Source organism: Candidatus Rokuibacteriota bacterium, from assembly GCA_016188005.1.
In the GTDB taxonomy this organism is placed as follows: Bacteria; Methylomirabilota; Methylomirabilia; order Rokubacteriales; family CSP1-6; genus UBA12499.
In genome coordinates this window covers 12,961-34,123 of record JACPIQ010000052.1, presented here as the reverse complement: position 1 = coordinate 34,123, position 21,163 = coordinate 12,961, and the positions used below count along the sequence as shown (strand labels likewise).

Sequence of the window (21,163 nt, the reverse complement as noted above, 5' to 3'; positions counted from 1 at the left end):
CCCCGCGCCCGGCTCCCGCGCGGGCGGCGGCCCGCGTGAGCGGCGGCAGCGGCGCCGCAGCGGAGGCGCGCACGATGACCGCCGCCGAGCAGGCCCGCCTCAAGGGCTACGAGGGCGACCCCTGCGGTGACTGCGGCCAGTTCACCATGGTGCGCAACGGCACCTGCCTCAAGTGCGTCACCTGCGGCACCACCACGGGGTGTTCCTGAGATGGCGGACACTTACGGAGCACACCACCGGCAAATTGTCCGCCTTTTGTCCGTCTCCCCAGCCTGGGGTCGTCCACCGACGTGATGTTGTACCGACGGAAGATCGACGCGCTCTGGTGCCCTGACATCGACATGGCCACGGGCTCCGTCACGCCGGCCCGGATCATGTTGCGCATGCCGGAGCGCCGAAGGTCGTGAAAGAGAAGCCCCGGGTGCCCGGCTGCGGCGGCTGCCTCCCGCCACCAGTTACGGAGCGAGGTGGGGGCGACGGGCCGGCCGCCCCGGTGGTGGAACACCCACCGAACCATCCGGTCCTCCACACCCGGCTCGCCCATCGGCGCTCGATGACCCGTGCCAGCTCGCCCGTCAGGGCCAGCAAGCGGGGGCGGCCGTTCTTGGTGTCCGGCAGCCGGATCTCCTGGGCCCGCCGGGCCGCGACATCCCAGGTGAGGCCGAGGACCTCGGCCTGGCGCCACGCGGAGGCGTAGGCGAACGCGGCAATCTCCCGCCCGATGAGCGGCAGGTGAGGCAGGATCTCGGCGAAGACCCCGGGCTCCACGAACCCCTGTCGGGTGTTCCTCGGCGGCGCCAGCCGCGGGAACTCGGGCACCAGGGCCATGCGGCGATGGCGCACCCCGAGCTTGAAGGCCGCCTTAGAGGACCCAGAAGTAGTTCTGCCGGGTCGCCGGCGCGAGCCCAGCCTCGCGTAGGACCAGCTCGTAGCGGAGCAGCGTCTCCGGCGTCACGCCGACCGCGCGGTGTTGGCCAACGGCCGCGGTCAGGCGCGGGAAAATCCCCTTGATCGCGTACCAGCCCTTCAGCGCGCCCAGGTCGAGGACTATTGCCGCGCTCAGGGCTGGAGCCTCGCGGAGATCTTGTCGGACGACGGCGTGCGCGGTGGCCGACGTGAGCGCCTCGAACGGCTCGCGGAGCGCGTCCGCGCCACCGGCGCCCGGTGCGTGGTCGTCGGCCACCTCGACCGCTTCGCTCGGGACTTGGCCGGGATGCTCGACGCGCTCCGGGCGTGGTCCCGGCGCGGCGTCGAACTCCACGTCGTCGGGCGAGGGCGGATCGAGGTGGACACATCAGCAGGCTTCCTGGTGACTGGCGTCGAGGGTCTCATGGCCGAGCACTACCGACGGCTGATCTCCGAGAAGACCCGCGACGTGCTAGACCGGCTCAAGGGCCAGGGGCGGCGCGTGAGCCGGCATGTGCCCTACGGCTGCCGCTTGGCGTCGGATGGGCTCCACGTCGAGCCGGAGCCCCAGGAGCAAGCAGCACTTACGGAGATCCGGGTGTTGGCGTCCGGCCGGAGCCTCCGGGCCCTGGGTTCGGCCCTCGCCGAGCGCGGTGTCCTCGCCAGGAACGGGCGCCCATTCGCCGCCCAGACGCTATCGCGGCTTGTCATCGCATGAGAGCCGCCACGCGGGCGAAGGTCCAGCGCGCCGTAGCGAACGCCATCGGAGCGGCCCTGGCGCCCGGTTACGCCCCGGGGGATGCCGCCGGCAGGGTAGGGGCTAACGGCTGGGTGGCGCTGGCCGAACGACGAAGGAGAGCTCATCGAGAACGTTGCCGTTGATGCACGCCTTCACGACGCACTGCCGCCCGGCCGGCAGTTGAATCGGTGGGATGTTCAAAGCGATCGGCATGATGAAAGAGGTGCCCTGAACGGCACCCGGTGGCCGCCCTACTTCGAATTCGGCGGGAATCCGGAACGGCTCCTCGCCGGCTAAGGTCGAGGCGAGGACCGGCTGACCGTCCGCATCCTCGAAGACGATCTCAAGCCGGTGCTTGTGGCTGGTCTCGTCCCAGGCCACTTCAACGATTGCCGCGATGGCAAATGGCGAGGGGGCAGGACCGATCGCCGTCCAGCCGGCGCCAAGTGCGTAGAGCAAGCTATTTTGCACCTCGGCAGAGTGGGCGAGGAGCAGGCGGACCTTCATGGGTTGGGCGCGATGGGTGTGGCCTTAGCGATCTCGATTCTTAGGCTCTGGGCGGGGGAACCCGGAAGGCTCCGCGAGATGCCGACATCTTGGAGGGCGTTGACGCCGCTCGCGGTCATGACAAAGGGCGTCGGCGGGACGTCGATTCTCATCCCCTCGCGGTACCGGTCGAAGTACTTCCCCCGCACTCCGCCTCGAATGTCGTACTCGGGCCGCATCTCGTCCTGGCTATTGTCCTGACTCATAGGTCCTCCGCTCACTGGGTGTGGGCAACCGCGCACCGATGATGCGGATTGTCGTCTCCTCTCGGTTCGTATGCCAAAGGATCACGAGTCTGCGCTCGCGCGACAGCCCCGTGGTGAGCCAACGCTCCTCGCCGACGGAATGGTCCGGATCAAGGACGGTCGTGGCCAGCCGATCGCCGAACACCGTGCTCGCCTCTTCGAATGAAACACCGTGTTTCGCGAGGTTCGACGCTGCCTTCGCAGCATCCCATTCAAACCGCACCCGTCGGCGCCCCTAATCCAGTCTACACGCAGTGGCGTGAGTCTGGCCAATCCTGAGGAGGGTAGTCAAGAGGCTCTAGGGGTCGCCCGGATGGCCCGGGTCCAGCCCCAGCCCTGGGGTCACCAGACCCGTCCCCGCCACCCCTATGAACGTTCCCAGCCCGACGGCCGGCCCGAGCCAAACCCCTTCAGCTCGGCGGGCGGGGAAAGTGGAGGAAGGCGGCCCTACCGCCCCAGGCTGGCGAATGCCGCCTTCCCTGCCGGCACTGCATCGCGCCATGCGGCCTCGCTCTGCCGGGTCGAGCGGCTGAGGTGGCCCTTCTGCTGCTTCAGGTTATGTTCGTGCGCGTCGAGTTCCGCGCGCGCCACGAAGGACTCCCGGCTCGCCAGCTTCTGCCGTGTCTCCTTGATCTCATGCTCGAGCCTCGCCACCTCCTCCGCTTGCCCCTCGCCCTGTGACCAGCGATCCCGCGCGGCGCGGAACGCTCTGGCTGCCCGCTGGATCGTCTCGACCATCTGCGGGCCGGTGCCGTCCGAAGGGACCATTCCCGACAGGGAACGCACGCCCTGCTCTAGTGACTCCAGGCGACCGGAGAACACCTCCATCCCCATCGAAGGCGGCGAAGCCGACATGAGGGCCTCGAGGTCCTGGCGCACGGCGAGGAGCGCCCGCTCAAGTGCGGCGGCCTGCTGCGCTCGGAGCTTCCGCTCCTGGACCCGGTTCACGCGCACAATGGCCGCGAATGCCGCAGGGTCCGTCTTCGCGTGCTGGGTCGAGGCTCGGATTATCTGACGAGAGCCGTTGGCCTGTTCGCGGCAGCCCGTGATCCGCATCTGCGGCGTCGGAGAGAGGCTGCTGGAATAGCTGCCCTGACTGGACCCGCTGCCGCTGCTCGTATACGTGCTCGTGGACGTGCTCGCCCTTGCCCGGCTTCCGGCGCTGGGGCGAGACCTCCTCGTCCTGTCCGTCGTGTCGAATGTCGAGGTGGAGTCGCTCCGATAGGAACTTGAGCTTGATGAGCTGGCATAAGTGCTGCTGGCGCGGGCCGCCTCCAAACACTGCGCCCCGCGGATGCCCGCGTCCGCGAGGTCCTGCGTGAGCCGCGCGACCTCGGCGTCGATATCTACCGGCTCCTCGTCCGCCCCACTGGCCAAGGGGGGCAGGCCGAGTAGAACTGCTGACAACCACAGGGCGGCCATTGATCGAAGCATGAGCCCCCTCCTCGCGCGTCCCATCGCTCTCTGTCGGGGAACAACGCCAGCCCCCAGCACCCACCGGCCGTGACACAGGGCCGTGAGGAAACCTTAGGTGTTCCCGTAGGCGATTGTCAACAGGTCCCCATTGGGCTTCTGAGAGGGCCGGGGCGGAGCGCTGCCCCGAGGGGCGGCCGGCACGGCGCGCGCTCACCGCCCCGCCGTCATTCATCAGGAGGGGCTACAGGAGCCCAGGCTGCGGCGGGCCAGCCCCCACAGATTCGACGTGCACTCCGCCAACGGCGCTCGAAGCGCCAAGTCGATCATCCGCTGAAGGCGCCCATCCGGTCCCCGCAACCTCCTGAAGGCCGTTGGCAGCCCGCCTAGAGGCGGCTACGGTCGAGGTGATGGTCGGACACGGGCAGTCCGTAGATCGCCTGCGGCAGCGTCTCCTGCGCGGCGGATCGGGTCAGCCCGAGAAATTCCGGGTCGGTGATGAACTCGATGATACCTGGGGCGCTCACGGCTCCGGCCCCGTTGCTACGACGTTCCCGTTGTCGCCAGCCCCCTGCTTGGCTACAAAATCGGTAGGGGGACTCGGGGGCCGGCCCAGGGGCCGGAGGACGAGTCGAGCCCATGATGCTAGCCCGTCGTCCCCGTACCGATTCGCGATGTAGCGCCGTCGTGGCGACGGATTACCGGCGGGGCGCGCGCTCCGATTGCCAGGATCACCGGGCCGGGCACGGACGGCCTTGGGCGGGGGCCAAAGCCCGGAATCGTGGGGCCGTCGGAGGACGAGTCGCGCTAGAATGCTCACCGCGAAGGGGGAGCGTTGTGGCAACGATACTTGATGCCATTGCCGGCGTTTGGACCGAGTTCCTGTCGCCCTACGTGAAGCCCCTCCGGGAGTCCGTTCCCCTCTTGCAGTTGTTGGTGCTGGTCCTCGGTACTGCCCTGGCTGTTGTGCTTGCCTTCCGATACTCCCTCGCGACGCGCCTTCTCGCTGGCCGTGGTACCGAGCACGACTTGAAGATCTTTCGTGCATCGGATCGCCTCATCGATGAGCAGTTCCTCCATGCGTTCCTGAACTCCGACGTCTGGAACGGGCACTGCCAACTCCAGGACGCTCTCCGGGTAGGGAAGTTCTGTCGTTTCTTCAGGCTCGTGGAGAACAGGTACCTTCACCGACGTCTTCACAAGCGGACGTTCGCCTTGGTGCATGCCCTCAGCGCTGTTGACGCCTTCGTCGCGGCACACTTCTTTGCGTTCCGTGAAGGGGAGCTGAAATTCTACCCAGACCTCATCGATCCCGCGATCTATGATCAGCACTGGAAGGAGCGAGGACCGCTGATCGATGCCGCTTGGAAGTCCTACAGGGAGTACCGACTCACGGTGAAGCGGACCCTCAGAACCTACACGGTTCGCCGCCACTCCCAAGGACCCCCCCGCTGCCGATTCGAGGCGGACGGTCTTGGCCCGCTCACTCAGACCGAAGGTCGTCATCCCCGCCCGCTGGCGGCTGCCCAACCCTGGCGCGCGGTGAACTGGCGGGGGGTCACCTGGTGCTCCGGCGCAGCGGACTGTCCGTGAAATGTCCGTGTTCTCACGGCCGGCCCCGTCTCCCATGTCCCCGGCACCCACGAGGGATGGCGTGGTCTCCTGGACCTGAGCGCCACCAGAGGCACCAGGGGTGTCCCGTGTCGCATGCGTCACCTTCGGCACCACCACGGGGTGCTCGTAGGCGTGACGCAGGGGCGCTGACGCACCCCGGCCACCAGAGGCTTGCGAACCGCTGGGGCGAGGGGGAAGGTGGAATCGCCAGGCAGTCCCAACTACCTGAGGACGGGCTTTTTAGCCCGCCGCCGGTCGCCCCACAGGGGCCCGGCATGACGTAGTGGGCCCGAAACGCCGTTGGGCGTTCCGGGAAGGCACCGGGGAGGCTCGGGAACGGGCCTCCCCCTCTTGCCTTCGGGCACCCCCTCAGACGTTGCCGCTGGCCAGCGCCTTGTAGAGCTCGAGGCCCACGGCGGAGATGTCGGAGCGGGTCTCGATGGGCAGCCCCGCGTTGGTCCAGGCGCCGAGACCGCCCTTGAGGATCCGGACGTCCTTGAATCCCAGCTTCCGGAGGTCCCGCGCCACACGGGCGCTCGTGGCCTCGTCGGGTCAGGTGCAGTAGGCGACCACCGGGCGGGTGGTGTCCAGCTCGAGCCCCCCCACGCCGCTCGACAATTCCTCGGGCGCCAGCCGCACCGAGTTCGGGATCTTGAGCGGGAGCGCATCGTAGACCTCCGTCCTGCGTACGTCGAGGACGGTGGGCGCCTTGCCCGACTCGAGCATCCGGATCACCTCCGAGGGCTGGATCCGGTAGCGGTTCTTGTGCCAGCGCAGCGCGAACTGGGTGCCATAGCCCGCCCCGCTCACGAGGGTCACGCCGATGGCCACCCAGAACCACGGGAAGGGCCGCGGCGGCGGGTTCTTCACGTTCTCGCGGGCCTCGGCCAGGACCCGCTTGACGTCGGGCAGGTTCGGCAACAGCGCGTCGGCCTGCTCGAGGTGCCGCGCGGCGGCCTTCCAGTCGTCGCTGAAGAACTCGCGGAGCCCGCTGAACCAGGCCTCCGTGAACTTGCTCTTCCCCTCGAGCTTCACCTCGGTGTCCTTGACGAAGTCGCGCACCGCGTTCGCGGGGATGACGAAATTGAAGCCCTGGACGATGGAGCCCTCCGGCCCCGGCGCCAGCGACACGAAGGTGAGGACGCCCAGCACGGCCCCCTTCTGGTTCACCGCGGGCCCGCCCGAGTTGCCCCAGGCCGCGGGCGCGTCCGTCTGGAGAACCGGCTGGTTGGCCACGTCCTGCTTGAAGCCGGAGATGGCGCCGTTGGTCACGGAGGCCTCGACGCCGGCCGACTTGTTCAGCAGTTCGTGGGAGAGCACGACGCCCGGGAAGCCGAGGATGTGGACGGGGTCGCCGATCTGCACCACCTTGGAGTCGGCCAGGGGCAGCACGGGGAACTCCGCGCCGGGCACGTGCAGGAGCGCCAGGTCCCGCCCCGACATGGCGCCGGGATCGTTGCTCACCGGCGGGCTGTACTTCTTCACCTCGGCCTTGAAGCGCGCACCGCTCGAGATGACCACCGACACCTGCGGGGTGAGCTTGACCTTCGTCGTCGGCAGCACCCGGTCGAGGAGCTTGCGCTTGATCGCGTCCTCGAGCTCCGGCCGCTCGCCCGGGGTCATCCCCTGGCGCTGGAGCGCCTTCGGCAGGCAGGCCGTGGTCACGGCGCGCTGCGCCTGCTGGTTGACGAGCCAGCGCGGCGGCGTGTGCGCCGGCTGCACCACGTGCCCGTTGGTGATGATCCAGCCGCGACCGTCCACGAACCAACCGGTGCCCGTCTCGCGGAAGGCGGGCGGCGTCATGGTGGTGGGCCCGCCGCCGCAGTCGAGCGTGACCTCCGCGGAGACCTCGGCGATCACGAGCACGACGGCGGGCTTGGCGCGCAGCAGCGCCTCCTGCACGCTGAGGCTCCTCTGGGCCTGGGCCGCTCCGGGGGCGCCCGCCGCGAAGGCCAGGAGCAGTGTCGCGGAGAGGGCGAATCGGCGTACCATAGGGGGCACCGCGGGCCATTCTACACCACGAGGGCAAGGCATGAGCCGTCAGATCGGGGACGTGCCCACCAGGACCTTCAAGCCCGGCGACTTCATCTTCCGCGAGGGGGACGGCGCCAACGGCGAGGCCTTCATGGTGCACGAGGGCAAGGTCGAGATCCGGCGGCGCTTCGGTACGGAGGAGCGTGTGCTGCGCGTGCTCGGCAAGGGCGACCTGCTCGGGGAGCTGGCGCTCTTCCGCAACGCGCCGCGCTCGGCCGACGCCGTGGCCGCCGAGCCCGTCACGCTCATGCTGATCCCGGCCAACCGGCTCGAGCACCTGGTGCGCTCGAACCCGGCGCTGGCGCTGGCGCTGATCCGCCAGCTGGCCACGCGCATGCTGGAGGCCGAGGACCGCGCGCGCGAGGCCGAGACCCGGATCCGCGAGGCCGAGGCCCGCGCCCCCAGGCCCTGAGGGCTACTCGAGTCGCGGGAAGACCTCAACAGGCCGATCAAAGGGTCCAGATGCGAGGCGGCGCCCGACGGCCGCACGCGAGGCGTACGCCGCCTGGCGAGCCGCAGCCGGAGGCGAGGTGAGCGGATGTGGAGATCTGGGCGAGCGTGAGCGAGCCACGTTGAGCGTGCGGCCGAGGGCGCCGTACCTCCGCAGATGGGCCCTTTTCAGCGGCCTGTTACAGACCGAAGTGCTCCGCCGCCAGGCTGGCGATGTGCCGGCCGATGGCGATGGACGCGGTGGCGGCGGGCGAGGGCGCATTGAGCACGTGGATGGCGCCCGGCGTCAGCGCGATCTTGAAGTCGTCCACGAGTGATCCGTCCGGGCTCACCGCCTGGGCCCGCACGCCGGCGCCGCCGGGAGCGATGTCCTCCGCCCGGATGTCGGGGACGAGCCGCTGGAGCGACCGGACGAAGGCCCCCTTGCTCAGCGAGCGGTAGAGCTCGTAGGCCCCCATCCGCCAGTAGCGCCGGGCCATGGCCCAGAACCCCCGATAGGCAAAGGTGCCCAGCGCCTCGCCCACCCGGACCGTCCCGATGGAGTACCCCTCGCGGGCGAGGGCGAGCACCGCGTTGGGACCGGCCTCCACGTCCCTGTGCACCGTCCGCGTGAAGTGGACGCCCAGGAAGGGGAAGCGCGGGTCCGGGACGGGATAGATGAGCCCGCGGACCAGGGACCGGCGCTCGGGACGGAGCATGTAGTACTCGCCGCGGAACGGGATGATCCGCACATCGGGGGCGGCCCCCATGAGGCGCGCCACGCGGTCCGAGTGGAGCCCCCCGCAGTTGACCACGTGGCGCGCCGCGATCGGGCCCGCCGGCGTCTCGAGCACGAAGCCCGCCGCGCCGCGCCGCGCGCCGGTGAGCCTGGCGCCCGTGACCACCTCGGCGCCGCGTTTCTCGATCAGCCCGGCCATGGCCTCGGCCACCTGCGTGTAGTCCACGATCCCCGTGGCAGGCGACAGCAGCCCGCGCACCGCCCGGCAATGCGGCTCATGCGCCCGCGCCTCCTCCCCGGAGACGAGCCGGAGGCCCGGGACGCCGTTGGCCGTGCCACGCTCGTGGAGCGCCTGGAGCCGCGGCAGCTCCGACTCGTCGGTGGCCACGATGACCTTGCCGCACCGCTCGTACCCGATGCCGTGGGCGTCGCAGAACTCGGTCATGAGCCGGGCGCCCTCCACGCAGAGCCGGGCCTTGTGGGAACCGGGCTTGTAGTAGATCCCGGAGTGGATGACACCGCTGTTGTGCCCGGTCTGGTGGGCCGCGACGCGCGGCTCCTTGTCGAGGACGACGAGGCGGGCGCGGGGATGCCGCTCGCTCAGCGAGACCGCGGTGGCGAGCCCGACGATGCCGGCGCCGATGATGGCGATGTCGGCGGATCGAGACACGCCCCGGAGTCTACCACGCTCGTCCCGCGCGACCCCCGAGCGCGCGGGGGGGCGGTCCTAGCCCCCGCGCGACGTCCGCCGGTGGCGGAGCTCGAGGTGGATGCGAAGGTCCTGCCGCCGCATCGTGAACGCCACCGCGCCGGCGGCCAGACCCAGGGCCACCAGCACGCCGACGGTGACCTGATCCACCAGGCCCCTGAGACCGCGGGCCCCGAGCCAGGTGACGATCACGGCGGACATGAAGATCACGGCCAGCATGGCGCCCCGGTAGAGCCATCGCTCGACGAGGAGGCGCTCGAGCCCGTCGTCGTCCAGAGCCTGCCAGTCCTCGGGCCGCATGGGCCTCCCTCCGGGTGGACCCTCTTGTCCCGGCTTTGGCGGTATAATAGCGCCGCTCTCGGGACGGGATGGGTCCAGGGAGCGTGGAGGTGCAGCTATGGGTCTGCGCCCTGATCCGTCCGGCCCGATGGTCCCCATCGAGGTCATCGCCTATGTCCCCACCCACTACCAGCACTGAACGCATTGCGAGGTGACCTGGCGGGTGGCCGGGTTGGGAGGCAAGGTGCATCAGGACCAGCTCGAGACCGGCCTGCCCGAGGACCTGTACGAGGAGTTTCATCGGCTCTCGGAGTGGGCCCAGTCCCTTCCGGCCAAGTTCGGCCCGCGCGTGTCCCTCCGGCTCGTCGATGCCGCGTCCATCGAGGGCTTCTTCAAGTCCCTCCTCGGCCGCGTTCGCCGGTACCCCGCCTTCAAGGTCGGCAGCGGGCCGTATGTCCGTCTCGACTTCTCCGAGGTGGACGCTCTGATCTCGGCACAGCTCGCCGCGGGCCGGTCGGCGGGCGCGATGGCCGGGTCGGGCGGACCCACGAAAGGAGGGTGAGAACCACGGAGCCTCCCTCGACGGTGCCCTGACTTTCCAACTCGCACTGGAAGGAGACGGGATGAACACGTTACTGGCGGTCATCATCGGGGCGGTAACGGTGTACCTCGCGTACACGCTTTACGCGCGGCGGATCGACCGCCACGTCATCCAGTCCGATCCCAAGCGGGCGACTCCCGCCACCCTGTACATGGATGGTGTGGACTTCATGCCCACGAACCGCAACATCCTCTTCGGCTATCACTTCAAGTCCATCGCGGCGGCGGGCCCGATCGTGGGCGCCATCGTCGCGGCCAGTCTCTGGGGCTGGCTGCCGTCGATCATCTGGCTGGTGCTGGGCGTGTCCTTCATGGGCTGGGCGAGCGATTACAGCGCCATCGTGATCTCCGTCCGGAACGAGGGCAACAGCCTCTCGGCCATCGCCCATCGCCTGGTCTCTCCCCGCACGCGCACGATCCTCTTCGTGTTCATCTTCTTCTACCTGCTGCTGGTGGCCGGCGCCTTCACGGGCATCATGGCGACGGTGCTGGAGTCGCAGCCGCGGACCCAGTTCGGCGTGATCGTGCTCACGGCCATGGGTCTCCTCCTGGGCCAGATGCTGTATCGGTGGCGGACGGGGCTCGTGGGAGCGACGCTCCTCACCGTCGGTATCACGATGGTGGCCATCCTCGCCGGCCCCTGGACAGAAACGCTGTTCAGGACGCTCAACGGGGGCCTCAACGGCCTCTTCGGCGGCGCGCCCATCGTCACCTACTTCGACCCGACGCTGGCCAACTTCAAGGGGGCCGAGGCGAAGATCATGCCGAGTCTCCTCTTCTGGGCGCTGGCCATCTGCGCGTTCTGCTATGCGGGGTCGGTGCTGCCGATCTGGCGCATGGCCCAGCCGGTGGTGTACGTCGGCTTCTGGATCACGGCCACCGCCATGGTCCTGGGCCTGGTGGGCGCGGCGGTCGCCGGCTTCGTCAAGCCGGAGGTGGCGCGGTTCGTGATCCCGGCGTTCAAGGGCTGGAACCCGCAGCTCGGCCCGTCCGGCATGATGCCGCTCTGGCCGATGCTCTTCGTCACCATCGCGTGCGGGGCCATCTCGGGCTGGCACGCGCTGTTCGGCGCGGTCGGCACCGCCCGGCAGATCGAGAACGAGGCCGACATGCTCCCGGTCGGCGGCGGCTCGATGCTGGCCGAGTTCCTGCTGGGCCTGCTGGCCCTGCTGGCCGTCTCCGTCGGTGCCAAGGGCGCACCGGTCGCCGCCTTCGCCACCGGGCTGGGCGGCTTCATCAGCGTCTGGGGCGTGCCCATGGAATACGCGACGTCGCTGGCCTTCGCGGCGTTCATCGTCATCGTGCTCGTCGTCACCCAGCTCATCTTTCGCGTGCAGCGGGTCACGCTCAGCGAGTGGCTGGGCGACGCCATCCCGCCGGTCCGCAACCAGCACGTGGCCTCGCTCGTGTCGATCGCGCTGGCCATCCTGCTGGTGCTGACGGGCACCTGGGTGTACCTCTGGCAGCTGTTCGGCGGCGCCAACCAGCTCATGGCCGCGCTGTCGCTGCTGCTGGTGACCGTGTGGCTCGCGTCGGTCGGCAAGAACTGGCTGTACGCCGGGCTGCCGGCCATCTTCATGTACCTCACCACGCTGGCCGCCCTCGTGGTGACGGCCAGCAACATCTACTTCAACGTGTACCAGCCCAACATGGCGGCGGGCCGGGTCATCCCGGTCATCGGGTCCGGCCTCATGGTGCTGGTGGCGCTGCTGCTGGTGGCGGCGGCGATCATCATCGGCATCGACGGGTGGCGGGCGTTCCAGCGCTACCGCCACCAGCCCGCCCCGCAGCCCCGACCGGCTGCCGCGCGGGCCTGACCCAGGACGGTGTCGCGGACGGGGCGCCGGGGGGCCACGAGAGTCCCTCGGCGCCGGAACGGATGTCCCGGAGCCTGACAGCACGCCTCGCGAGTCTCACGGAGGCCGCCTCCAAGTTCCTCCACGGCCTGATGGGCTACGAGTTCGCCCGACACGCCGTGGAGATGCGTCACGAGCTGGAGGCGGTGTTCATGGTGGTGACGTTCGGCGACCTGATCGGCGTGCCGGTGCTGCCGCCGATCTACTCACTGCGGCTCCTGCCGTACGTGGTGCCGGAGGTCGCGACATGGAAACGGCACGTGGCGCGACGGAGGGAGTTCTGGGAAAAGGACGAGTTCGATCTCCACGGGCTCTAGGACGGAGAGAACAATGGCGAACGAGGTCCCGGGCAAGAAGCGCGGAGGGTTCCTGAGCGTCTTCAAGGACATCGTCTATGGGATGTCCTCCCACGAGATGACCCGCCACGCGGTGCGCACGCGGGCGAGCATGGAGCACCTGTTCATCCTCATCACCATGGGCGACCTGCTCGGCATCCCGATCCTGCCGCCCTACTACTCGCTGCGGCTCTTGCCGTACGTCACGCCTCAGATCGCGTCCTGGAAGCGGCGGATGCTGCGCGAGCGCGACGTCACCGACGTGCTCGGCTGAGGGGCGTCTCATGGCCCTCAAGACCGTCTTCGAGAGTCAACCGGACCGGCGGTACATCATGTTCGGCGGCAAGGGCGGGCTCGGCAAGACCACGCTCTCGGCCACCAGCGCCTTCTGGCTGGCCAGCCAGGGCAAGCGCGTGCTCCTCTTCTCGGTGGATCCCCAGGCCAGCCTCTCCGACATCTTCCAGCGGGACATCTTCGGCAAGGGCCCCGTGAAGATCATGGACAACCTCTGGGCCCAGGAGGTGGATGCGGACCGCAGGATCCGCGAGTACCAGGAGGAGATCCGCAAGAAGATCCTGGACATGTACGGCTTCGAGAAGGTGCCGGAAGAGATCGACAACTACATCGCCGCGGCCTCGGCCGAGCCGGCCATGGAGGAGAGCGCGATCTTCGACGCCGTGGTCGACATCATCGTCCAGGGCGACTACGACTACTACATCTACGACCTGGTCCCGCTGGGGCACGCGCTCTACTACCTCAGCATGGCCAAGGTCTACGACGAGTGGATCAACAAGATCACCAAGCTCCGGGAGGAGATGCAGCAGTACGATCAGGTCGCCGCCACCATGCGGCGGGAGGAGACGGTGCAGGAGGACCAGATCCTCAAGGAACTGAACTACATCAAGGACCGGATCAACGCCTCCTCGCGGATCCTCACCGACAGCACCCGCACCGCTTTCTTCTTCGTGGTGGTGCCCGAGGAGATGATCATCCTCGACACCCAGAAGGCGGCTGCGCTCTTCGCCAAGTTCGACGTGCCCATCTCCGGCTACGTGGTCAACCGGGTGCTGCCGCCAGAGCTGCGCAGCCCCGGCACCCCGGCCTACCTCCAGAACCGAATTGCGATGCAGGACCGGTACCTGGGCGCCATCAAGCAGGCGTTCGGCGATCGGGTCCTGGCCTACGTGCCCGAGATGGAGCGCGACGTGACCGGCCTCGGGATGATCGAGCGGCTGGCCCATCGGCTGTTCGCCGACGGCGAGGGAGGGCGCTCATGAGCGCGACGCTCGAGATCTCCACCTCCATGCGGCGGTATCTCCAGGAGCACCCCGATCTCCGGTTCGTCTTCTTCGGCGGCAAGGGCGGCGTCGGGAAGACCGTGATGGCGGGCGCCACGGCGTTGTGGCTCAGCGGCCAGGGGCGGCGCACGCTTCTGGCCTCGACCAACCCCGTGCACAGCCTGTCGGGATTGCTGGGGCAGGATGTGTCCGGCGGGCACACGGAGGTCAGCGGCGCCCCCAACTTCTGGGCCTACGAGATCGACACGCGCGAGACCATCGAGCGTTCGAAGCGGGACATCCGCGAGAAGATCCAGTGGTTCCTCAAGTTCGCCGACATCAAGACCCAGGCCGACGACTTCGTCGAGTCGGCCACCATGAACCCCGCCTTCGAGGAGTCGGCCATGTTCGAGAACATGGTCGACCTCATGCTGAAGCGGGAGTACGACGTCTACGTGTTCGACACGGCGCCGACCGCCAACGCCCGGCGGCTCCTCGGGATGTCCAAGGTGTACGCGCTGTGGGTGGAGAAGATGCTCAAGTCCCGCGAGGAGGCGCGCACGCTCCGCGAGATGCTCTCCTTCACCAAGAAGAAGGAGGAGGACCCGCTGCTCGCGTACCTGCTGCAGTTCAGGACGCGGATGGGCCAGGCCCGCCAGCTGCTGACCGACACCGCCCGCACGGCGTTCTTCTTCGTCACGCTCCCCGAGGCCCTGCCCATCGCGGTGATCACCCGCTTCATCGGCTGGTTCCACGACTTCGGCATCCCGGTCGGCGGCGTGATCGTGAACATGGTCCTCGACCGCCAGGCCATGGGGAGCCAGGTGCCCGAGTTCGTCCTCAATCGCATGCAGATGCAGGACGAGCACCTCGGGACGATCCGCGAGAAGTTCGACGGCAGCGTGCGGGCGGTGGTGCCGCTCTTCGACCAGGAGGTCCGGGGCGTGCCGATGCTCAGCCGGACCGGGGAGGCGCTCTTCCGCTGACCGCCCCCCTCACTCGAGGGTGAGCGTGATCGGGCAGTGGTCCGAGCCCTGGACGTGGGGGAGGAGCGTCGCGGCGCGGACGCGTTCGCGCAGCTCCTCGGAGACGAAGAAGTAGTCGATGCGCCAGCCGACGTTGCGCGCCCGCGCCCCGCTCTTGAGGTCCCACCAGGTGTAGTGCCCGGGCTCGCTGGTGAAGAGCCGGAAGGCGTCCACGTAGCCGGAGGCAACGAGGCGGCTCACCCAGGCGCGCTCCACGGGCAGGAAGCCCGGCGTGGCCGCGTTCTCCTTCGGCCGGGCGAGGTCGATGGCCTCGTGCGCCGTGTTGACGTCTCCGCAGATGACGATCCCCCTCCCGCGCCGGCGGAGCGACTCGCAGAGCCGAAGGAAGTCGTCGTAGAAGGTGAGCTTGTGCCGGAGGCGCTCGGGTCCCATGGCGCTGTTGGGGAAGTAGACGTTGAAGAGATGGAAGTCGGGGTGCTCGGTGTGGACGATGCGCCCCTCGGCATCCAGCACGGGGGAGCCGAACTCCGTGGACACCCGGACGGGTTCGTCCCGGGTGTAGGTGACCGTGCCGCTGTACCCCTTCCTCGCCGCCGCGTTCCAGTAGGAGCGGTAGCCGGCCGGAGTCCGGAGCTCGTCCGTGAGCTGGTCAGGCTGGATCTTGGTCTCCTGCACGCAGAGCATGTCCGGCTGCTCGGCTTCGAGGAAGTCCCGGAAGCCCTTCTTCCAGACGGCGCGGATGCCGTTGACGTTCCAGCAGACGAGCTTCATCCGAGCAGCGACTCGGGCACCTCCACGACCTTGGCGCGCAGGTACTCCCCGAGCCCCTTGGCCTGGGGATCGCTCCGCGTGGACCCCGACACCCCTTCGCCGAGCAACCCCTTGATGACGAAGTTGAGGGCGAGGAGATTGGGCAGCGGATGGCGCTCGACGACGAGGCCGCGCGCCTCGGGCATCAGCGCCCGGACCCGGTCCGCCGTGAGCGTCTCGAGCAGCCATGCATAGGCCCGTGCCTCCCGCGCCCACACGCCGACGTTGGCGTTGCCCCCCTTGTCGCCCGAGCGGGCGCCCATCACGCGGCCCAGCGGCGCGCGCGTGGTGGGGCCCGTGGGCGCGGGCGGCAGCGCGGGGACGGGCGGGCGCACCTCCGGCGCATCGGCCGGCGGCAGGACCGGCGGGATCGCCACCGTCTCGCCGTCCACGTGCACCTCCTGCTCCACGAGCGGGGATGGGATCACCGTGGGCCAGTACACGGCATAGGCCGTCTCCTCGCTGGGCGGCGCCGTCATGTGGAAGCCCGGGTAGTGGGCCAGCCCCATCTCGATGGCCTTGTTGCTGAAGGCGCGCCCCACCTTCGCCGCATCCGGGTCCTTCACCGTGATCTTGAGGTGCGCCACGGCGGACTCGTTGCTGTCCGGATCCTCGCGGTCGTAGCGGAGCAGCGACACGGCGGTCTCCGCGAAGCGCTCCCGGCCGCCCACCAGCTTCCAGAAGGTGTCCTCGATGAGCTTGGCCTTCTCTGGAATGTCGAGCCCGGTGAGGACGAAGGTGAGGCCGTTGCGGTAGCCGCCGAAGTAGTTGAGACAGAGCTTGGTCGTGGGCGGCGGCGGCTCGCCCCGGATGCCCGTCACGCGCACCCGGTCCTGCCCCTCCGCGGCGAGGTGGATCGTGTCGAAGCGCGCGGTGACGTCGGGGTTCAGGTAGCGCGGCGTGTCGATCTCGTACAGGAGCTGCGCGGTGACGGTCCCCACGGAGACCTGCCCGCCGGTGCCCGGGTGTTTGGTGATGACGAAGGAGCCGTCCTCGGCCATCTCGGCGATGGGGAAGCCGATGCGGTCGTAGGTGGGAACCTCCTGGAAGAAGGCGTAGTTGCCCCCGCAGCACTGGGCGCCGCACTCGATGATGTGCCCCGCCACGATGGCCGACGCGAGTCGGTCCCAGTCATCGCGCTTCCACCCGAAGCGCCATGCCGCCGGCCCCAGCGCCAGCGCGGCGTCCGTCACCCGCCCGGTGATGACGATGTCGGCCCCGCGCGCGAGCGCCTCGGCGATCCCCCAGCCGCCGAGGTAGGCATTGGCGGTGACGACGGACGCCTTCAGATCCTTGAGCGGCCGGCCGCGGTCGAGATGGGCCAGCGGATGCCCCGCCTGCTGCCAGGCCCCGAGGCGGCCGAGCACGTCGTCGCCCGTCACGTGGGCGATGCGCGGCGTGAGCCCGAGCTTGGCCGCGACGCCCCCGAGGGCCTGGGCCAGGCCCGCGGGGTTGAGCCCGCCCGCATTCGCCACGACCCGGATGCGCCGGTCCAGGCAGGCCCCCATCACCTGCTCCATCTGGGCGAGGAAGGTCGTGGCGTAGCCGGTCTCGGGCTTCTTGAGCCGGCTCTTGAAGAGAATGGCCATGGTCAGCTCAGCGAGATAGTCGCCGGTGAGCACGTCGATCGGGCCGCCCTCGACCATCTCCCGCGCGGCCGAGAGCCGATCTCCGTAGAAGCCGCTGCAGTTGGCGATCCTCAGCACGTCGCTCGATGGCATGGCGCGGCTCTCCTCTCGCGGCTGGGGGAGGTGCTTCGCGGCTGACTCCGGTCCGGCACCCCCACTCTACCGCGTCGGGCGCGTCCCGGCCAGGCCTCGCGGCGCCTGGCAGGGCGTCAGTGTGACCGAGCCCAGTCCAGGGGGTCTACGCCGGCGACGTCGGCGCCGGGCGCAAGGAAGAACAGGGGGCTGCGGCGCCTGGGGCGTCCATGGCGGCGGGGGCGCCGGCGCCCGCCGCCAGTGCGGGACCGGGGGCGGGGTTCGGAGCGAACCCCGCCCCCGCAGCCCCTCACCGCTCGCTACTTGTCGCGGATCGCCGCCTGCACCTTCGGGATCATCTCCGGCGGGATGCTCGCCATCCCGTGATCCTTCTTCGCGTGCTCCGCTCCCTTGGCCATCACCTCGGCGACATCCTTGCCTTCCGCGACGAAGTTGCACCCGGGCATCAGATCGTTGCATCGGAGGATCTTCGCCATGTCGTGCCTCCTCATCTTCAACATGCCTCCTGGCATGTTGACCGTGGGCCACTCGCATCGCCTCGACCCGCAGCGGCCACTTCCCCGTCCGTCTCCTTCCCCGCCATGCCTCCTGGCATGTTGACCGTGGGCCACTCGCATCGCCTCGACCCGCAGCGGCCACTTCCCCGTCCGTCTCCTTCCCCGCCCCGTGTTCAGCGCTCTCGACGCTACTACGCCGGCTGGTCGCTGCTGTACATGTCCACGATGGCCAGCCACTGGCCATTGGGCTGGCGCTTGTACACCACGAGAGACTTGCCGGTGTCCTGCACGGGAGCGCCGTCGGGGGGTGTCATCGACAGCGTGTACCGGGCCCGCTCCCAGGCCAGGTCGCCCGAGCTGCCGGTGGCGATGGTCTCCAGCTTGAGACTCGTCACCCCGGCGTCCATCATCCCCTGGAGGGCAAGGCGGATGTTCTGGCGCCCCTCCAGTGCGGGCTGGTTCGGCGGCATCAGGACGGCGTCGGGGGCATAGAACGCCGACACGAGAGCTTGGGAGTTCTTCGTGCTTACCCCCTTCATGAACGCCAGGCCCAGCTTGTGGATTGCCTCGGCGGCGCTCGGCCCCTTGGGGGCGGTCTTCGCGGGCGCCTTCTTCACGGATCGCTTCGCCACGGTCTTCGTCGCTTTCTTGGCCACGGGAATCCTCCTCAAAGGGTCGATGTTCGAGGGGGCTCAAGGAGGGCCAAACGGGCGGCCTCCGGGCGGATCACGGGGGGTGCCCACTGCGGCTGGGCAGGACGGAGCCAGAACCCGACGGCATCCGACAAGGACGCATCGCGCCTCCCAGAGGGCCCGGCCGGTCCGGAATGTGGGGCCGACTCTAGGCCCGGCCCCGACCCGTGTCAAGCGCATGCACCGCACCGCGGCGGCACGAAGGTGGGCGGCTCCGGCGCCGGCCGCATGATTGCGCAGCCTCGGGGGCTCTAGTACTGTGGGCCCCTCACGTGAGGGGCCGCGAGGAGCAGCCCGTCGACGGGGCGGACGCCAAGGTGACGCCGAAGGAGGCACTGGCCGCCGGACACAAGCAGGTGCCGGCCGGGAGCAAGCGGTGACCGAGTCTCTGGACCCCCACGGCTTCGTCGGCCGGCCCCTCAGGCGGGTGGAGGATCGCCCCCTGCTGCTGGGGGCCGGCCTCTACACCGACGACATCCGGCTGCCGGGCGCGCTCCACGTCGCCCTCGTGCGCAGCCCCCACGCCCACGCCCGCATCGCGCGACTCGGCGTTGGGGCGGCGCGCGGGGCGCCGGGGGTCGTGGCGGTGATCACCGGAACCGAGGTGACCCATCTCGGGCACCTGCGCCCCAACCGCCTCTCCCCGTCGATGAAGATTCCCCCGCACACGGTGCTGGCGCAGGGGGTGGCGCGCGGCGTGGGGGAGCCCGTGGCGGCGGTGGTGGCGGAGACGGCCTACGCGGCGCGGGATGCCGCCGAGCGCGTGGAAGTGGAGTACGAGCCGCTGGCTGCGATGGCCGATGCGGCGGCCGCCCTGGCGCCTGGCGCGCCGGCCCTCTTCGAGGCGCTCGGCGACAACGTGCTCCTCTCGCACCGCTGGCGGGCCGGCGATGCCGAGGCCGCATTGGCCGCGGCTGCCCATCGCGTTCGCGTCGCGGTGAGGCAGCCGCGGCTCTCGGCCATGGCCATGGAGCCTCGCGGCATCCTGGCCTGGCACGACCGGGCCAGCGGTGAGCTGCGTCTCTGGGCCTCGACGCAGGCGCCCTTCCGCGTCCGCGCCGACATCGCGGCGTGCACGGGCTTCCCCGAGTCGAGGATCCGCGTCGTCGCGCCGCAGGTGGGCGGCGGCTTCGGCGTCAAGGGCAGTCCCTATGCCGAGGATGTGCTCGTCGCCTGGCTGGCGCTCACGCTCGAGCGGCCGGTGAAGTGGGTGGCCACGCGGAGCGAGGACTTCGTGAGCACCCAGCAGGGCCGCGGCGGTGCCATCGATGCCGAGCTGGCGCTGTCGGGCGACGGGAAGATCACGGCGCTGCGGGCGCGCGTCAGCTTCGCCGTGGGGACCCGGCTCACCATGAGCGCCGGGGTGCCGGCCTGGAACTGCGGCCGGACGATGCCGGGCGCCTACGTGGTGCCGGCCGTGGACATCGAGACGGTGGCGGCGCTCACCACGACCCCGCCCACAGGCGCCTACCGGGGTGCCGGGAGACCGGAAGGCGTCTTCGTCGTCGAGCGGCTCATGGACAAGGCCGCCCGCGCGCTCGGGATGGACCCCGCCGAGATCCGGCGGCTGAACTTCGTGCCGCGCGCCGCCTTCCCGTACCGCACCGCCACCGGGAACACCTATGACTCGGGGGACTACGCCGCCGCGCTGGCCTGCTGTCTGGAGGCCGCGGGCTACGAGGCGCTCCGCGCCGAGCAGCGCGAGGCGCGCGCGCGAGGCGAGGTCACGGGGATCGGCGTGATCTCCTACGTGGAGCCCTCCGCGCTCGGCTGGGAGAGCGGCAGCGTGCGCGTCGAGCGCAGCGGCGCCGTGACGGTGGTGACGGGATCGAGCGCCCATGGCCAGGGCCACGAGACCACGTGGGCCCAGATCGTCGCCGACGCGCTGGGCGTCACGCCGGAGGAGGTCGTCGTCCGTCACGGCGACACGGCCGGTGCGCCCCAGGGCTTCGGCACCTTCGGCAGCCGTTCCACCGCGCTGGGCGGCAGCGCCGCGCTCGAGGCCGCCACGCAGGTGCGAGCGCAGGGGCGGCGCCTCGCGGCGGCGCTGCTCGAGGCGGGTCCCGCCGATCTCGTCCTGGTGGACGGGGGCTTCCGGGTGGCCGGCGTCCCGGACCGGCGCGTCTCCTGGCGGCAAGTCGCCGAGGCCGCCTACGGACCGGCGGCGCTCCGGGCGGGCCACGGGCCGGGGCTCGAAGCCACCGTCTTCTTCGAAGGCAAGGGCGAGCTGTGGAGCTTCGGCTCCTGCGTGGCCGTGGTCCGGATCGACGGGGACACGGGCGAGGTCTCACTCGCCCGCTGCATCTGGGCGGACGACGCCGGCGTGATCGTGAACCCGCTGCTGGCCGAGGGCCAGCTTCACGGGGCCTATGCCCAGGGCGCGGGCCAGGCGCTGCTGGAGGCGCTGGTCTTCGACGAGGAAGGGCAGCTGCTCACCGGCAGCCTGATGGACTACGCCGTGCCACGCCTCGGCGACTTCCCCGAGCCCGTGCTCGCGGCCACCGTCACCCCCTCGCCCTTCAACCCCCTGGGCGCCAAGGGTCTCGGCGAGGCCGGCTGCATCGCCCTTCCCCCGGCCATCGTCAACGCGGTGCTGGACGCGCTCTCGCCCTTCGGCGTCGAGGACCTCGACATGCCCCTCACCCGGGAGAAGGTCTGGCGCGCCCTCCACCCCGGGCTCACCTAGCCTCACAATCGGGGCCGTCCGGGGGAGAAGGGCGAGGTCACGCCCTGTGA

General features: G+C 69.9%; 23 protein-coding genes. 10 read left to right on the top strand and 13 right to left on the bottom strand.

Annotated elements, in window-relative coordinates:
• Nucleotides 1–106: 106 nt before the first annotated feature.
• Nucleotides 107–517 (bottom strand): tyrosine-type recombinase/integrase, encoded by a 411-nt coding sequence (locus HYV93_10400; GenBank protein ID MBI2526383.1) that lies wholly within the window; start codon nucleotides 515–517, stop codon nucleotides 107–109.
• A gap of 450 nt (nucleotides 518–967) precedes the next feature.
• On the opposite strand from HYV93_10400, the gene HYV93_10395 reads away from it, so the two are divergent.
• On the top strand, nucleotides 968–1,624 hold the full coding sequence (locus tag HYV93_10395; protein MBI2526382.1) for a recombinase family protein: 657 nt from the start codon (nucleotides 968–970) through the stop codon (nucleotides 1,622–1,624).
• A gap of 102 nt (nucleotides 1,625–1,726) precedes the next feature.
• Here HYV93_10395 and HYV93_10390 read toward each other — a convergent pair whose 3' ends face one another.
• The 4 genes from HYV93_10390 to HYV93_10375 all read right to left on the bottom strand — a co-directional run bounded on the left by HYV93_10390 (nucleotide 1,727) and on the right by HYV93_10375 (nucleotide 4,376).
• Nucleotides 1,727–2,152 carry a hypothetical protein gene (locus HYV93_10390; protein ID MBI2526381.1) on the bottom strand — a complete coding sequence of 142 codons (426 nt, stop codon included), beginning with the start codon at nucleotides 2,150–2,152 and terminating at the stop codon, nucleotides 1,727–1,729.
• A 228-nt stretch (nucleotides 2,153–2,380) separates the two neighbouring features.
• On the bottom strand, nucleotides 2,381–2,659 hold the full coding sequence (locus tag HYV93_10385; protein MBI2526380.1) for a BrnT family toxin: 279 nt from the start codon (nucleotides 2,657–2,659) through the stop codon (nucleotides 2,381–2,383).
• Nucleotides 2,660–2,883: 224 nt separating this feature from the next.
• Entirely contained in the window at nucleotides 2,884–3,492 is a 609-nt protein-coding gene (locus tag HYV93_10380; GenBank protein ID MBI2526379.1) for a hypothetical protein, read from the bottom strand.
• 743 nt (nucleotides 3,493–4,235) lie between these two features.
• On the bottom strand, nucleotides 4,236–4,376 hold the full coding sequence (locus HYV93_10375; GenBank protein MBI2526378.1) for a hypothetical protein: 141 nt from the start codon (nucleotides 4,374–4,376) through the stop codon (nucleotides 4,236–4,238).
• A 310-nt stretch (nucleotides 4,377–4,686) separates the two neighbouring features.
• Here HYV93_10375 and HYV93_10370 point away from each other — a divergent pair, with 310 nt between their 5' ends.
• The gene (locus tag HYV93_10370) at nucleotides 4,687–5,442 is read left to right on the top strand and encodes a hypothetical protein (protein ID MBI2526377.1); all 756 of its coding nucleotides are present in this window, start codon (nucleotides 4,687–4,689) and stop codon (nucleotides 5,440–5,442) included.
• Nucleotides 5,443–5,832: 390 nt separating this feature from the next.
• Here HYV93_10370 and HYV93_10365 read toward each other — a convergent pair whose 3' ends face one another.
• Together HYV93_10365 and HYV93_10360 are read right to left on the bottom strand one after the other, a co-directional pair.
• Complete coding sequence (locus HYV93_10365; GenBank protein MBI2526376.1) at nucleotides 5,833–5,991, bottom strand: hypothetical protein; 159 nt, start codon at nucleotides 5,989–5,991, stop codon at nucleotides 5,833–5,835.
• A 24-nt stretch (nucleotides 5,992–6,015) separates the two neighbouring features.
• Nucleotides 6,016–7,455: a trypsin-like peptidase domain-containing protein gene (locus tag HYV93_10360; protein MBI2526375.1), complete on the bottom strand. Its 1,440-nt coding sequence runs from the start codon at nucleotides 7,453–7,455 to the stop codon at nucleotides 6,016–6,018.
• A 40-nt stretch (nucleotides 7,456–7,495) separates the two neighbouring features.
• Here HYV93_10360 and HYV93_10355 point away from each other — a divergent pair, with 40 nt between their 5' ends.
• Entirely contained in the window at nucleotides 7,496–7,909 is a 414-nt protein-coding gene (locus HYV93_10355) for a cyclic nucleotide-binding domain-containing protein (protein MBI2526374.1), read from the top strand.
• A 217-nt stretch (nucleotides 7,910–8,126) separates the two neighbouring features.
• Here HYV93_10355 and lhgO read toward each other — a convergent pair whose 3' ends face one another.
• Complete coding sequence (lhgO, locus tag HYV93_10350; protein ID MBI2526373.1) at nucleotides 8,127–9,335, bottom strand: L-2-hydroxyglutarate oxidase; 1,209 nt, start codon at nucleotides 9,333–9,335, stop codon at nucleotides 8,127–8,129.
• 57 nt (nucleotides 9,336–9,392) lie between these two features.
• Nucleotides 9,393–9,674, bottom strand: a complete 282-nt coding sequence (locus HYV93_10345; GenBank protein MBI2526372.1) for a hypothetical protein — start codon at nucleotides 9,672–9,674, stop codon at nucleotides 9,393–9,395.
• A 223-nt stretch (nucleotides 9,675–9,897) separates the two neighbouring features.
• Between HYV93_10345 and HYV93_10340 the strand changes: the two genes are divergently transcribed.
• From HYV93_10340 to HYV93_10315, 6 genes are all read left to right on the top strand, one after another.
• The gene (locus HYV93_10340) at nucleotides 9,898–10,215 is read left to right on the top strand and encodes a hypothetical protein (GenBank protein MBI2526371.1); all 318 of its coding nucleotides are present in this window, start codon (nucleotides 9,898–9,900) and stop codon (nucleotides 10,213–10,215) included.
• Between the two features lie 61 nt (nucleotides 10,216–10,276).
• Nucleotides 10,277–12,070, top strand: coding sequence for a carbon starvation protein A (locus HYV93_10335; GenBank protein ID MBI2526370.1), 1,794 nt, complete (start codon nucleotides 10,277–10,279; stop codon nucleotides 12,068–12,070).
• Between the two features lie 62 nt (nucleotides 12,071–12,132).
• The gene (locus HYV93_10330) at nucleotides 12,133–12,426 is read left to right on the top strand and encodes a hypothetical protein (protein MBI2526369.1); all 294 of its coding nucleotides are present in this window, start codon (nucleotides 12,133–12,135) and stop codon (nucleotides 12,424–12,426) included.
• Nucleotides 12,427–12,439: 13 nt separating this feature from the next.
• Complete coding sequence (locus HYV93_10325) at nucleotides 12,440–12,718, top strand: hypothetical protein (GenBank protein MBI2526368.1); 279 nt, start codon at nucleotides 12,440–12,442, stop codon at nucleotides 12,716–12,718.
• Between the two features lie 10 nt (nucleotides 12,719–12,728).
• The gene (locus HYV93_10320; GenBank protein MBI2526367.1) at nucleotides 12,729–13,721 is read left to right on the top strand and encodes a TRC40/GET3/ArsA family transport-energizing ATPase; all 993 of its coding nucleotides are present in this window, start codon (nucleotides 12,729–12,731) and stop codon (nucleotides 13,719–13,721) included.
• Nucleotides 13,718–14,707 (top strand): ArsA family ATPase, encoded by a 990-nt coding sequence (locus HYV93_10315; GenBank protein MBI2526366.1) that lies wholly within the window; start codon nucleotides 13,718–13,720, stop codon nucleotides 14,705–14,707. Before HYV93_10320 ends, HYV93_10315 begins: the two co-directional genes overlap by 4 nt.
• A 9-nt stretch (nucleotides 14,708–14,716) precedes the next feature.
• Here HYV93_10315 and xth read toward each other — a convergent pair whose 3' ends face one another.
• The 4 genes from xth to HYV93_10295 all read right to left on the bottom strand — a co-directional run bounded on the left by xth (nucleotide 14,717) and on the right by HYV93_10295 (nucleotide 18,391).
• Nucleotides 14,717–15,478, bottom strand: coding sequence for an exodeoxyribonuclease III (gene xth / locus HYV93_10310; protein ID MBI2526365.1), 762 nt, complete (start codon nucleotides 15,476–15,478; stop codon nucleotides 14,717–14,719).
• Nucleotides 15,475–17,238, bottom strand: a complete 1,764-nt coding sequence (locus HYV93_10305; protein ID MBI2526364.1) for a DUF1446 domain-containing protein — start codon at nucleotides 17,236–17,238, stop codon at nucleotides 15,475–15,477. Before HYV93_10305 ends, xth begins: the two co-directional genes overlap by 4 nt.
• Before the next feature lie 299 nt (nucleotides 17,239–17,537).
• Nucleotides 17,538–17,714 carry a DUF1059 domain-containing protein gene (locus tag HYV93_10300; GenBank protein ID MBI2526363.1) on the bottom strand — a complete coding sequence of 59 codons (177 nt, stop codon included), beginning with the start codon at nucleotides 17,712–17,714 and terminating at the stop codon, nucleotides 17,538–17,540.
• A gap of 212 nt (nucleotides 17,715–17,926) precedes the next feature.
• On the bottom strand, nucleotides 17,927–18,391 hold the full coding sequence (locus tag HYV93_10295; GenBank protein MBI2526362.1) for a DUF4440 domain-containing protein: 465 nt from the start codon (nucleotides 18,389–18,391) through the stop codon (nucleotides 17,927–17,929).
• A 412-nt stretch (nucleotides 18,392–18,803) separates the two neighbouring features.
• Between HYV93_10295 and HYV93_10290 the strand changes: the two genes are divergently transcribed.
• Entirely contained in the window at nucleotides 18,804–21,113 is a 2,310-nt protein-coding gene (locus HYV93_10290; GenBank protein MBI2526361.1) for a xanthine dehydrogenase family protein molybdopterin-binding subunit, read from the top strand.
• The last annotated feature ends 50 nt before the right edge of the window (nucleotides 21,114–21,163 follow it).

Bases quoted from the DNA above. Each gene is read 5' to 3' on its own strand.
- HYV93_10400 (MBI2526383.1), bottom strand. From the start codon at position 517: ATGGTTCGGTGGGTGTTCCACCACCGGGGCGGCCGGCCCGTCGCCCCC.
- HYV93_10390 (MBI2526381.1), bottom strand. From the start codon at position 2,152: ATGAAGGTCCGCCTGCTCCTCGCCCACTCTGCCGAGGTGCAAAATAGC.
- HYV93_10380 (MBI2526379.1), bottom strand. From the start codon at position 3,492: ATGCGGATCACGGGCTGCCGCGAACAGGCCAACGGCTCTCGTCAGATA.
- HYV93_10360 (MBI2526375.1), bottom strand. From the start codon at position 7,455: ATGGTACGCCGATTCGCCCTCTCCGCGACACTGCTCCTGGCCTTCGCG.
- HYV93_10355 (MBI2526374.1), top strand. From the start codon at position 7,496: ATGAGCCGTCAGATCGGGGACGTGCCCACCAGGACCTTCAAGCCCGGC.
- HYV93_10345 (MBI2526372.1), bottom strand. From the start codon at position 9,674: ATGCGGCCCGAGGACTGGCAGGCTCTGGACGACGACGGGCTCGAGCGC.
- HYV93_10335 (MBI2526370.1), top strand. From the start codon at position 10,277: ATGAACACGTTACTGGCGGTCATCATCGGGGCGGTAACGGTGTACCTC.
- HYV93_10330 (MBI2526369.1), top strand. From the start codon at position 12,133: ATGTCCCGGAGCCTGACAGCACGCCTCGCGAGTCTCACGGAGGCCGCC.
- HYV93_10325 (MBI2526368.1), top strand. From the start codon at position 12,440: ATGGCGAACGAGGTCCCGGGCAAGAAGCGCGGAGGGTTCCTGAGCGTC.
- HYV93_10320 (MBI2526367.1), top strand. From the start codon at position 12,729: ATGGCCCTCAAGACCGTCTTCGAGAGTCAACCGGACCGGCGGTACATC.
- HYV93_10315 (MBI2526366.1), top strand. From the start codon at position 13,718: ATGAGCGCGACGCTCGAGATCTCCACCTCCATGCGGCGGTATCTCCAG.
- xth (MBI2526365.1), bottom strand. From the start codon at position 15,478: ATGAAGCTCGTCTGCTGGAACGTCAACGGCATCCGCGCCGTCTGGAAG.
- HYV93_10305 (MBI2526364.1), bottom strand. From the start codon at position 17,238: ATGCCATCGAGCGACGTGCTGAGGATCGCCAACTGCAGCGGCTTCTAC.
- HYV93_10300 (MBI2526363.1), bottom strand. From the start codon at position 17,714: ATGGCGAAGATCCTCCGATGCAACGATCTGATGCCCGGGTGCAACTTC.